Source organism: Escherichia sp. E13S3 (assembly GCF_004212325.1).
In the GTDB taxonomy this organism is placed as follows: Bacteria; Pseudomonadota; Gammaproteobacteria; order Enterobacterales; family Enterobacteriaceae; genus Escherichia.
In genome coordinates this window covers 214,533-227,783 of sequence record NZ_RHJR01000004.1, presented here as the reverse complement: position 1 = coordinate 227,783, position 13,251 = coordinate 214,533, and the positions used below count along the sequence as shown (strand labels likewise).

The 13,251-nt window shown below is 52.9% G+C and carries 7 protein-coding genes; 6 read left to right on the top strand and 1 reads right to left on the bottom strand.

Annotated features, from left to right (window positions below; translation table 11 throughout):
• Positions 1-106: 106 nt before the first annotated feature.
• The gene (ubiG, locus tag D9597_RS06350; RefSeq protein ID WP_130207157.1) at positions 107-829 is read right to left on the bottom strand and encodes a bifunctional 2-polyprenyl-6-hydroxyphenol methylase/3-demethylubiquinol 3-O-methyltransferase UbiG; all 723 of its coding nucleotides are present in this window, start codon (positions 827-829) and stop codon (positions 107-109) included.
• 146 nt (positions 830-975) lie between these two features.
• On the opposite strand from ubiG, the gene gyrA reads away from it, so the two are divergent.
• From gyrA to D9597_RS06320, 6 genes are all read left to right on the top strand, one after another.
• Entirely contained in the window at positions 976-3,603 is a 2,628-nt protein-coding gene (gene gyrA, locus D9597_RS06345; RefSeq protein ID WP_001281237.1) for a DNA topoisomerase (ATP-hydrolyzing) subunit A, read from the top strand.
• 148 nt (positions 3,604-3,751) lie between these two features.
• Positions 3,752-5,440 carry a DUF2138 domain-containing protein gene (locus tag D9597_RS06340; protein ID WP_130221910.1) on the top strand — a complete coding sequence of 563 codons (1,689 nt, stop codon included), beginning with the start codon at positions 3,752-3,754 and terminating at the stop codon, positions 5,438-5,440.
• Positions 5,437-6,060, top strand: coding sequence for a DUF1175 domain-containing protein (locus D9597_RS06335; protein WP_130221909.1), 624 nt, complete (start codon positions 5,437-5,439; stop codon positions 6,058-6,060). The genes D9597_RS06340 and D9597_RS06335 overlap by 4 nt, the downstream gene beginning before the upstream one ends.
• 23 nt (positions 6,061-6,083) lie before the next feature.
• Positions 6,084-10,598, top strand: a complete 4,515-nt coding sequence (locus D9597_RS06330) for an alpha-2-macroglobulin (RefSeq protein WP_205712906.1) — start codon at positions 6,084-6,086, stop codon at positions 10,596-10,598.
• Complete coding sequence (locus D9597_RS06325; RefSeq protein WP_130221908.1) at positions 10,599-12,248, top strand: YfaQ family protein; 1,650 nt, start codon at positions 10,599-10,601, stop codon at positions 12,246-12,248. It abuts the gene before it with no gap.
• Between the two features lie 4 nt (positions 12,249-12,252).
• Complete coding sequence (locus D9597_RS06320) at positions 12,253-13,029, top strand: YfaP family protein (protein ID WP_130221907.1); 777 nt, start codon at positions 12,253-12,255, stop codon at positions 13,027-13,029.
• Positions 13,030-13,251 lie beyond the last annotated feature (222 nt).

The following is a 13,251-nucleotide window of genomic DNA, read 5'->3' as shown; positions in this document are numbered from 1 at the left end:
CGTCAACGCCTTATCCGGCCGACGGGAGCATTTGTAGGCCTGAGAAGACGCGACAAGCGTCGCATCAGGCATTGGCGCGGTTGCCGGATGAATCCAAACAACAACCTTACTTATTCTGCGTGTGCAGCATATAGTTCACATCAACGCCGGGGCCGAGCTTAAAAGTATTAGTGATCGGGTTATAATGCAGCCCGATCATATGGCGCTCTTTTAGACTGGTTTGATCCACCCAGCCCAGCAATTCTGCCGGTTTAATAAACTTCTTCACGTCGTGCGTGCCTTTAGGCACCATGCGCAAAATATATTCAGCGCCGACCACCGCCATTAGCCACGACTTGCCATTACGATTAAGCGTGGAGAAAAAGACATCGCCACCCGGTTTTACCAGTTGTGCGCAGGCTCTGACCACTGACTGCGGATCGGGGACGTGCTCCAGCATTTCCATGCAGGTCACCACATCATACTGCCCGGCATGTTTTGCCGCGTGTTCTTCAACGGTTTCCTGTACGTACTCTACCTGAATGCCGCTTTCCAGCGCGTGCAGCTTTGCCACCTGCAATGGCTCAAAGCCCATATCCAGACCAGTCACCGTCGCGCCTTCGCGCGCCATACTCTCGGCCAGAATGCCGCCGCCACAACCGACATCGAGCACCTTTTTGCCAAATAAACCGCCAGCACGCTCGGCAATATAGCCCAGACGCAGCGGGTTAATGCGGTGCAGTGGTTTGAACTCGCCTTCCAGATCCCACCAGCGGGAGGCGACGGCTTCAAATTTAGCGATCTCTTCGTGGTCTACGTTATGGTTTACCGGCGATTTTTCGGCATTCATTGGCACTTCTACTCCGTAATTGGCAAGACAATCGAGTATATCAGGCATTGGATGTGAATAAAGCGTATTGGTTTACCTCAATCTGCGCGGCTGTGTTATAATTTGCGACCTTTGAATCCGGGATACAGTAGAGGGATAGCGGTTAGATGAGCGACCTTGCGAGAGAAATTACACCGGTCAACATTGAGGAAGAGCTGAAAAGCTCCTATCTGGATTATGCGATGTCGGTCATTGTTGGCCGTGCGCTGCCAGATGTCCGAGATGGCCTGAAGCCGGTACACCGTCGCGTACTTTACGCCATGAACGTACTAGGCAATGACTGGAACAAAGCCTATAAAAAATCTGCCCGTGTCGTTGGTGACGTAATCGGTAAATACCATCCCCATGGTGACTCGGCGGTCTATGACACGATCGTCCGCATGGCGCAGCCATTCTCGCTGCGTTATATGCTGGTAGACGGTCAGGGTAACTTCGGTTCTATCGACGGCGACTCTGCGGCGGCAATGCGTTATACGGAAATCCGTCTGGCGAAAATTGCCCATGAACTGATGGCCGATCTCGAAAAAGAGACGGTCGATTTCGTTGATAACTATGACGGCACGGAAAAAATTCCTGACGTCATGCCGACCAAAATTCCTAACCTGCTGGTGAACGGTTCTTCCGGTATCGCCGTAGGTATGGCAACCAACATCCCGCCGCATAACTTGACGGAAGTCATCAATGGTTGTCTGGCGTATATCGATGATGAAGACATCAGCATTGAAGGGCTGATGGAACACATCCCGGGCCCGGACTTCCCGACGGCGGCAATCATTAACGGTCGCCGCGGTATTGAAGAAGCTTACCGTACCGGTCGCGGCAAGGTGTACATCCGCGCCCGTGCAGAAGTGGAAGTCGACGCCAAAACCGGGCGTGAAACCATTATCGTCCACGAAATTCCGTATCAGGTGAACAAAGCGCGCCTGATCGAAAAAATTGCGGAACTGGTAAAAGAAAAACGCGTGGAAGGCATCAGCGCGCTGCGTGACGAGTCTGACAAAGACGGCATGCGCATCGTGATTGAAGTGAAACGCGATGCGGTCGGTGAAGTGGTGCTCAACAACCTCTACTCCCAGACCCAGTTGCAGGTTTCTTTCGGTATCAACATGGTGGCATTGCACCATGGTCAGCCGAAGATTATGAACCTGAAAGACATCATCGCGGCGTTTGTTCGTCACCGCCGCGAAGTGGTGACCCGTCGTACCATTTTCGAACTGCGTAAAGCTCGCGACCGTGCGCATATCCTTGAAGCATTAGCCGTGGCGCTGGCGAACATCGACCCGATCATCGAACTGATCCGTCATGCGCCGACGCCTGCAGAAGCGAAAACCGCGCTGGTTGCTAATCCGTGGCAGCTGGGCAACGTTGCCGCGATGCTGGAACGTGCTGGCGACGATGCTGCGCGTCCGGAATGGCTGGAGCCAGAGTTCGGCGTGCGCGATGGTCTGTACTATCTGACCGAACAGCAAGCCCAGGCGATTCTGGATCTGCGTTTGCAGAAACTGACTGGCCTTGAGCACGAAAAACTGCTCGACGAATACAAAGAACTGCTGGATCAGATCGCGGAACTGCTGCGTATTCTTGGCAGCGCCGATCGTCTGATGGAAGTGATCCGCGAAGAGCTGGAGCTGGTTCGTGAACAGTTCGGTGACAAACGTCGTACTGAAATCACCGCCAACAGTGCAGACATCAACCTGGAAGATCTGATCACTCAGGAAGATGTGGTAGTGACGCTCTCTCACCAGGGCTACGTTAAGTATCAGCCGCTTTCTGAATACGAAGCGCAGCGTCGTGGCGGGAAAGGTAAATCTGCCGCACGTATTAAAGAAGAAGACTTTATCGACCGACTGCTGGTGGCGAACACTCACGACCATATTCTGTGCTTCTCCAGCCGTGGTCGCGTCTATTCGATGAAGGTCTACCAGTTGCCGGAAGCCTCTCGTGGCGCGCGCGGTCGTCCGATCGTCAACCTGCTGCCGCTGGAGCAGGACGAACGTATCACCGCGATCCTGCCGGTGACCGAGTTTGAAGAAGGCGTGAAAGTCTTCATGGCGACCGCTAACGGTACTGTGAAGAAAACCGTCCTCACCGAATTCAACCGTCTGCGTACCGCCGGTAAAGTGGCGATCAAACTGGTTGAAGGCGATGAGCTGATCGGCGTTGACCTGACCAGTGGCGAAGATGAAGTAATGCTGTTCTCCGCCGAAGGTAAAGTGGTGCGCTTTAAAGAGTCTTCTGTCCGTGCGATGGGCTGCAACACTACCGGTGTTCGCGGTATTCGTTTAGGCGAAGGCGATAAAGTCGTCTCTCTAATCGTGCCGCGTGGCGATGGCGCAATCCTCACCGCAACGCAGAACGGTTACGGTAAACGTACCGCGGTGGCGGAATACCCAACTAAGTCGCGTGCGACGAAAGGGGTTATCTCCATCAAGGTTACCGAACGTAACGGTTTAGTGGTTGGCGCGGTGCAGGTAGATGACTGCGACCAGATCATGATGATCACCGATGCTGGTACGCTGGTACGTACTCGCGTTTCGGAAATCAGCATCGTGGGCCGTAACACCCAGGGCGTGATCCTCATCCGTACAGCGGAAGATGAAAACGTAGTGGGTCTGCAGCGTGTTGCTGAACCGGTTGACGAAGAAGATCTGGATACCATCGACGGCAGTGCCGCGGAAGGGGACGATGAAATCGCTCCGGAAGTGGACGTTGACGACGAACCGGAAGAAGAATAATTTCATCGCTTCATGACTGAAGGGAGTAAACATCCCTTCTTCGAAATGAAAAGTCCAGGCTGCAAAGTCTGGGCTTTTGTCGTATTAGGGCGCGCTAAAGGGCGGGTTCGTTCGTCAAAAATGACGGTTATACACAAGGAATGTGGCAATGAGCGGTGAAAAAAAGGCGAAAGGCTGGCAGTTTTATGGCCTTGTAGGTGTCGGTGTTGTTGCGCTCCTTTCCGCGGGCGTCTGGGCATTGCAATACACTGGCAGTGGTCCAGAAAAAACGTTGTCGCCGCTGGTGGTGCACAATAATTTGCAAATCGATCTCAATGAGCCTGACCTCTTTCTCGATAGCGACTCTCTAAGCCAGCTTCCCAAAGATGTCCTTACTATTCCTTTTCTCCACGATGTCCTGAGTGAAGATTTCGTTTTCTATTATCAGAATCATGCCGATCGTCTGGGCATTGAAGGCAGTATTCGCCGCATTGTCTATGAACACGATCTCACGCTGAAAGATAAGCTCTTTTCGTCGCTCTTAGACCAGCCCGCGCAGGCGGCACTGTGGCATGATAAACAAGGCCATCTTTCACATTACATGGTGCTTATCCAGCGTAGTGGCTTGAGCAAGTTGCTGGAGCCATTGCTGTTTGCTGCTACCAGCGACAGCCAATTAAGCAAGACGGAAATCAGTAGTATTAAGCTAAATAGTGAAACTATTCCTGTTTATCAGTTGCGCTATAACGGCAATAACGCCCTGATGTTCGCGACATATCAGGACAAGATGCTGGTGTTTTCCAGCACGGATATGCTGTTTAAAGATGACCAGCAGGATACCGAAGCCACGGCGATCGCAAGTGATTTGTTGAGCGGTAAAAAACGCTGGCAAGCCAGCTTCGGTCTGGAAGAGCGTGCTGCCGAAAAAACGCCAGTACGCCAACGCATCGTGGTCAGCGCCAGGTTGCTGGGTTTTGGCTACCAGCGATTAATGCCTTCTTTTGCCGGAGTGCGTTTCGAAATGAGCAACGACGGCTGGCATAGCTTTCTGGCGTTAAATGATGAATCCGCTAGTGTGGATGCCAGTTTCGATTTTATGCCGGTATGGAGCAGTATGCCTGCCGGGGCCAGCTTCTGCGTGGCGGTGCCTTACTCGCACGGTATTGCTGAAGAAATGCTCTCACAAATCGCTCAGGAAAACGACAAGTTGAACGGGGTGTTAGACGGTGCCGCGGGGCTATGCTGGTATGAGGATTCAAAACTGCAAACCCCACTGTTTGTTGGTCAGTTTGATGGCACTGACGAACAGGCGCAATTGCCAGGGAAACTGTTTACCCAAAATATTGGTGCTCGTGAAAGCAAAGCGCCAGAAGGCGTATTACCGGTAACTCAAACTCAGCAGGGCGAAGCGCAAATCTGGCGTCGCGAAGTGAGTTCCCGATACGGCCAGTATCCGAAAGCACAGTCAGCGCAACCCGATCAATTAATGTCGGATTATTTTTTCCGCGTGTCGCTGGCGATGCAAAACAAAACGCTGCTTTTCTCCCTCGATGACACGCTGGTTAATAACGCGCTGCAAACACTGAATAAAACCCGCCCGGCAATGGTGGATGTGATACCCACCGATGGCGTCGTTCCGGTCTATATCAATCCACAAGGAATGGCGAAACTGCTGCGTAACGAAACGCTGACTAGTCTGCCGAAGAATCTCGAACCGGTTTTTTATAACGCCGCACAAACTATATTAATGCCGAAACTGGACGCTTTATCGCAACAGCCTCGTTATGTCATGAAGCTGGACCAGATGAAACCGGGCGCCGCCTGGCAATGGTTGCCAATCAACTGGCAGCCATTATGAGGCGTGGACTGCTGGCACTGACTTGCTGGCTGTGTTGTTTTGTTGCTCATAGCGAAATGCTGAATGTCGAACAATCGGGACTATTTCGAGCCTGGTTTGTGCGCATTGCGCAGGAACAGCTACGCCAGGGGCCAAGTCCACGTTGGTATCAGCAGGATTGCGCAGGCCTGGTGCGCTTTGCAGCGAACGAGTCGCTGAAAGTTCACGATAGCAAATGGCTAAAAAGTAACGGTTTATCTAACCAGTATTTGCCGCCAGAGATGATGCTAACGCCTGAACAGCGGCAACTGGCACAAAACTGGAACCAGGGGAACAGGAAAACCGGACCCTATGTGACCGCGATTAATTTGATTCAGTACAACAGCCTGTTTATTGGCCAGGACATAAACCAGGCACTGCCTGGCGATATGATTTTTTTCGATCAGGGCGATGCCCAGCACTTAATGGTCTGGATGGGGCGTTACGTCATCTACCACACCGGAAGCGCCACGAAAACTGACAACGGAATGCGCGCAGTCAGTCTGCAACAACTTATGACATGGAAGGACACCCGATGGATACCCAACGATTCCAATCCCAATTTCATTGGCATTTATCGTTTAAATTTTCTGGCGCAATAGCGGCCTGCCTGTGCCTGTCTCTTGTGGGAACAGGGCTTGTTAATGCTGACGATTCGCTTCCTTCCAGCAACTATGCGCCGCCAGCCGGGGGAACGTTCTTTTTGCTCGCTGATAGCAGTTTTAGCAGCAGCGAAGAGGCGAAAGTGCGACTGGAAGCGCCGGGGCGCGATTATCAACGTTATCAGATGGAAGAGTACGGCGGCGTGGATGTTCGCCTGTATCGTATTCCTGATCCGATGGCATTTCTGCGTCAGCAGAAAAACCTGCACCGCATTGTGGTACAACCGCAGTATCTGGGTGACGGTCTGAACAATACGCTAACCTGGCTGTGGGATAACTGGTACGGCAAATCTCGCCGTGTAATGCAGCGTACTTTCTCTTATCAGTCACGGCAGAATGTGACCCAGGCATTACCGGAATTGCAGCTCGGCAATGCCATCATCAAACCTTCCCGTTATGTACAAAACAGCCAGTTTTCACCACTGAAGAAATATCCACTGGTGGAACAGTTCCGTTATCCACTATGGCAGGCAAAACCGGTTGAGCCGCAGCAAGGGGTAAAACTGGAAGGCGCATCCAGTAACTTCATCTCGCCGCAGCCTGGCAACATTTATATTCCTCTCGGCAAACAAGAGCCGGGGCTGTATCTCGTCGAAGCGATGGTGGGTGGTTATCGGGCAACAACGGTGGTGTTTGTCTCCAATACCGTGGCGTTGAGTAAAGTGTCGGGTAACGAGCTTCTGGTGTGGACCGCTGGCAAAAAGCAGGGGGAAGCGAAGCCTGGATCAGAAATCCTGTGGACTGACGGTCTTGGCGTGATGACCCGAGGCGTCACCAATGACAGCGGCACCTTGCAGTTACAACATATATCGCCTGAACGTTCATACATTCTGGGTAAAGATGCTGAAGGCGGCGTTTTTGTATCCGAGAACTTCTTCTACGAAAGCGAAATCTACAACACCCGCTTGTATATCTTTACCGATCGCCCTCTATACCGCGCAGGCGATCGTGTTGATGTCAAAGTGATGGGCCGCGAGTTCCACGATCCGTTGCATTCATCCCCTATCGTCAGCGCGCCGGCGAAGCTTTCAGTGCTGGACGCCAACGGTAGCCTGTTGCAAACCGTCGATGTCACGCTTGATGCGCGCAATGGCGGGCAGGGGAGTTTCCGCTTGCCAGAAAATGCCGTTGCCGGAGGTTATGAGTTACGCCTGGCTTACCGCAAGCAGGTCTATAGCAGCAGTTTTCGCGTGGCAAACTACATCAAACCACATTTCGAAATTGGTTTAGCTCTCGACAGAAAAGATTTCAAAACTGGCGAAGCGGTCAGCGGCAAACTGCAACTGCTCTACCCGGATGGCGAGCCGGTAAAAAATGCCCGCGTGCAGATAAGTTTGCGCGCCCAACAACTTTCGATGGTCGGTAACGATTTGCGTTATGCCGGGCGCTTCCCTGTGTCGCTTGAAGGCAGTGAAACAGTTTCAGACGCCAGCGGTCACGTGGCGTTAAATCTTCCCGCAGCAGATAAACCGAGCCGCTATTTACTGACCGTCTCTGCCAGCGACGGCGCGGCATATCGTGTTACCACAACCAAAGAGATCCTCATTGAACGCGGTCTGGCGCATTACTCTCTAAGCACCGCCGCACAATACAGTAATAGCGGCGAGTCGGTTGTTTTCCGTTATACCGCGATGGAATCTTCAAAGCAGGTTCCTGTTACGTATGAATGGTTGCGTCTCGAAGACCGCACGAGCCACAGCGGAGATCTACCGTCTGGCGGTAAATCCTTCACCGTTAATTTCGAAAAACCTGGCAACTACAATCTGACATTACGCGATAAAGACGGCTTAATTCTCGCCGGGTTAAGCCATGCCGTCAGCGGTAAGGGCAGCACGGCGCATACTGGTACGGTAGATATCGTGGCGGATAAAACGCTGTACCAGCCAGGCGAAACCGCGAAGATGCTGATTACCTTCCCGGAGCCTATTGATGAAGCGTTATTGACGCTGGAACGCGATCGCGTGGAACAGCAGTCGCTGCTATCGCATCCGGCAAACTGGCTGGCGCTACAACGCTTAAACGATACCCAGTATGAAGCCCGCGTTCCGGTGAGCAATACCTTTGCGCCCAACATCACTTTTTCGGTGCTGTATACCCGTAACGGTCAGTACAGTTTTCAGAACGCTGGGATCAAAGTTGCCGTTCCTCAGCTGGATATCCGGGTGAAAACGGACAAAACCCATTACCAGCCAGGTGAACTGGTCAATGTCGAATTAACCTCGTCGCTGAAAGGTAAACCTGTTTCTGCACAGCTAACGGTTGGCGTGGTCGATGAAATGATCTACGCGCTGCAACCGGAAATCGCGCCGAGTATCGGCAAATTTTTCTATCCGCTGGGACGTAACAATGTACGCACCAGTTCCAGTCTGTCATTTATCAGCTACGACCAGGCGCTCTCCAGCGAGCCGGTTGCGCCTGGCGCGACTAACCGCAGCGAGCGGCGAGTAAAAATGCTTGAACGTCCACGGCGTGAAGAGGTGGATACCGCGGCATGGATACCGTCGCTAACCACGGATAAACAAGGCAAAGCGTACTTTACATTCCTGATGCCGGATTCGTTAACGCGCTGGCGCATTACCGCTCGAGGGATGAACGGCGACGGACTGGTCGGGCAGGGGCGTGCTTATCTGCGTTCGGAAAAAAATCTCTACATGAAGTGGAGTATGCCAACGGTCTATCGCCTTGGCGACAAACCAGCGGCAGGGCTGTTTATCTTCAGTCAGCAGGATAACGAACCGGTAGAGCTGGTGAGTAAATTTGCGGGCGATGAGATGCGCCAGACGCTGACACTGCATAAGGGGGCGAACTATATTTCGCTGGCGCAGAACATTCAGCAATCTGGCTTGTTAAGCGCAGAACTGCAACAAAATGGGCAAGTGCAGGACAGCATTAGCACAAAACTGTCTTTTGTTGATAACAGCTGGCCCGTTGAACAGCAGAAAAACGTCATGCTCGGCGGTGGCGATAACGCGCTGATGTTGCCCGAGCAGGCGAGCAATATCCGGCTGCAAAGTAGCGAAACGCCGCAGGAGATTTTCCGCAACAATCTTGATGCGTTAATAGAGGAACCCTGGGGGGGCGTGATCAACACCGGTAGCCGTCTGATCCCGCTCAGTCTTGCCTGGCGTTCGCTTGCCGATCATCAAAGTGCCGCCGCTAAAGACATTCGTCAGATGATTCAGGATAACCGTCTGCGGCTGATGCAACTGGCGGGGCCAGGAGCGCGCTTTACCTGGTGGGGTGAAGATGGCAATGGCGATGCATTCCTCACGGCATGGGCATGGTACGCCGACTGGCAAGCGAGCCAGGCCCTTGGCGTGACGCAACAACCGGAATACTGGCAACATATGCTCGACAGCTACGCGGAGCAGGCGGATAACATGCCGTTATTGCATCGGGCGCTGGTGCTGGCGTGGGCGCAGGAGATGAATCTGCCGTGCAAAACGTTGTTGAAAGGGTTGGATGAAGCTATCGCCCGGCGCGGAACTAAAACAGAAGATTTCTCTGAGGAAGACACCAGCGATATCAATGACAGTTTGATCCTCGATACACCGGAATCTCCGCTGGCAGATGCGGTGGCAAACGTCTTAACCATGACGTTGCTGAAAAAAACGCAGTTGAAGTCCACTGTGATGCCACAGGTTCAGCAGTATGCGTGGGATAAAGCGGCAAACAGCGATCAGCTGCTGGCGCATACGGTTGTGCTGCTTAATAGCGGTGGCGACACCACCCAGGCGGCCGCTATTTTAAGTGGTTTGACCGCTGAGCAATCCACTATTGAGCGCGCGCTGGCCATGAACTGGCTGGCGAAATATATGGCGACGATGTCCCCGGTTGTGTTGCCTGCGCCTGCGGGTGCATGGGCCAAACATAAGTTAACCGGAGGGGGCGAATACTGGCGTTGGGTTGGTCAGGGCGTGCCGGAAATTCTCTCTTTTGGTGACGAATTACCGCCGCAAAACGTGCAGGTCCGCTGGCGTGAACCGGCAAAAACGGCTCAACAAAGTAATATTCCGGTGACCGTTGAACGCCAGTTGTATCGGCTTATCCCCGGTGATGAAGAAATGAGTTTTACGTTGCAGCCGGTGACCAGCAATGAGATTAACAGCGATGCGCTGTATCTCGATGAAATCACCCTTACTAACGAGCAGAATGCATCTCTGCGCTACGGTCAGGTGGAAGTCCCACTGCCGCCGGGAGCCGATGTTGAACGGACAACGTGGGGCATTTCGGTCAATAAACCCAACGCCGCGAAACAGCAGGGGCAATCGCTGGAAAAAGCGCGAAATGAAATGGGCGAACTGGCCTATATGGTGCCGGTGAAAGAACTGACGGGAACGGTCACTTTCCGCCATCTGCTGCGCTTCTCGCAAAAAGGGCAATTCGTTCTGCCGCCTGCTCGCTATGTGCGTTCCTATGCACCTGCGCAGCAAAGTGTTGCGGCAGGGCGCGAATGGACCGGAATGCAGGTGAAATAAGTGAACTGGCGCAGAGTCGTTTGGCTATTAACGCTGGTTACCCTGCCGACGTTTGCACAGGAGACGCCGTTACAACTGGCGCTGCGGGGCGCGCAGCATGACCAACTGTATCAGTTATCGTCGTCAGGCGTGACAAATGTCTCGACGTTACCTGACACGCTCACCACGCCGTTAGGGAGTTTGTGGAAACTGTATGTTTACGCCTGGCTGGAGGATACCCATCAACCGGAGCAGCCCTACCAGTGTCGCGGAAACTCCCCGGAAGAGGTTTATTGTTGCCAGGCGGGGGAGAGCATAACGCGCGATACCGCGCTGGTACGCTCCTGTGGACTCTATTTTGCACCGCAGCGGTTGCACATTAGTGCAGATGTATGGGGGCAATACTGGCAACCGCGTCAGGCTCCGGCGTGGTTAGCATCTCTTTCTACGCTGAAACCAGAAACGTCGGTAACCGTTACATCGCTGCTTGATTCATTAGCGACGTTACCCGCGCAAAACAAAGCTCAGGAAGTCTTACTGGATGTGGTGTTGGACGAGGCGAAAATCGGTGTTGCGTCTATGCTCGGTAGTCGTGTGCGGGTGAAAACCTGGAGCTGGTTTGCCGATGATAAACAGGAAATCCGGCAGGGTGGTTTTGCCGGATGGTTAACTGATGGCACGCCGCTGTGGGTTGCAGGTGGCGGCACCAGCAAAACGGTACTAACCCGTTATGCGACGGTACTTAATCAGGTTTTGCCTGTGCCGACGCAAGTTGCCAGCGGGCAATGTGTACTGGTGGATCTGTTTGCTCGCTATCCGTTGAAAAAAGTCACTGAGGAAAAGAGCTCGACGGCAGTAAAACCTGGTGTGCTCAATGGGCGTTATCGTGTGACGTTCGCCAATGGTAACCACATTACGTTTGTTAGCCGTGGTGAGACGACGTTACTTACGGAGAAGGGCAAACTGAAATTACAGTCGCATCTCGATCGTGAAGAGTATGTTGCCAGAGTTCTGGATCGCGAAGCGAAAAGCACGCCTCCTGAAGCAGCGAAAGCTATGACCGTGGCGATTCGCACGTTTTTACAGCAAAACGCCGATCGGGAAGGCGATTGCCTGACCATCCCGGACAGCAGCGCCACGCAGCGTGTTTCTGCTTCGCCAGCTACCACGGGGGCGCGAACGATGACCGCCTGGACGCAGGATCTCATCTATGCGGGCGATCCGGTTCATTATCACGGCAGCCGTGCTGCCGAAGGCACGTTATCCTGGCGTAAAGCCACGGCCCAGGCGGTACAAGGTGAACGTTACGATCAGATACTCGCCTTTGCTTATCCCGATAACAGCCTTAGTCGCTGGGGAGCCCCACGCTCCACTTGCCAGATTTTGCCAAAAGCGAAAGCCTGGCTGGCGAAAAAAATGCCCCAGTGGCGACGCGTGTTACAAGGCGAGACGGGTTACAACGAACCAGATGTATTTGCGGTTTGCCGTTTAGCCTCGGGATTCCCCTTTACCGATCGGCAGCAGAAACGGCTGTTTATTCGTAACTTCTTTACGCTTCAGGATCGTCTTGATTTAACCCATGAGTATCTTCACCTGGCCTTTGATGGTTATCCCACCGGGCTTGATGAGAACTATATCGAAACGCTGACCCGACAATTATTAATGGACTAATGCTATGCGAAAGATTTTTCTTCCGTTGTTACTGGTGGCGCTTTCGCCTGTCGCTCACAGTGAAGGTGTGCAGGAAGTCGAGATTGATGCACCGCTCTCTGGCTGGCATCCGGCAGAGGGCGAAGATGCCAGTTTTTCACAGTCGATCAATTACCCCGCGTCATCTGTCAACATGGCTGATGATCAAAATATCTCTGCGCAAATCCGCGGCAAAATAAAAAATTATGCTGCGGCGGGTAAAGTCCAGCAGGGGCGACTGGTGGTCAACGGTGCCAGTATGCCGCAGAGAATTGAATCCGATGGTTCATTTGCACGCCCTTATATTTTCACGGAGGGCAGCAACAGCGTGCAGGTCATCAGCCCAGATGGGCAAAGCCGACAAAAAATGCAGTTTTACTCAACGCCGGGCGCTGGAGCAATTCGCGCGCGTTTACGGCTGGTTCTCTCGTGGGATACGGACAATACTGACCTCGATCTTCACGTTGTTACACCCGATGGCGAACACGCCTGGTACGGTAACACCGTGCTGAAAAACAGTGGCGCACTGGATATGGATGTCACGACGGGATACGGACCCGAGATTTTCGCCATGCCAGCGCCAGTTCACGGGCGCTATCAGGTGTATATCAACTACTTCGGCGGGCGCAGTGAAACGGAATTAACCACGGCCAAACTGACACTGATTACCGATGAAGGATCGGTCAATGAGAAACAGGAAACATTTATTGTACCGATGCGTAATGCAGGTGAACTAACGCTGGTGAAAAGTTTTGACTGGTAAAATGCCCCCGCAGCCCGGCACTCTTTTTTCAGACAAGACTGCTGGGCGACCAGCCGACTCCAGGATATAACCATTCACAAGTGTCGGCAGAATGGTCATTTCATATTGTGTCTTCTGAAATCTTTCTATTTGTTCCGGCTTCTGGGGTTAAGGCAATGGTCTCTAAACGATACATACTGTTGCAATGATGACGGAACATTGCGGTGACACGCTTTTACCGCT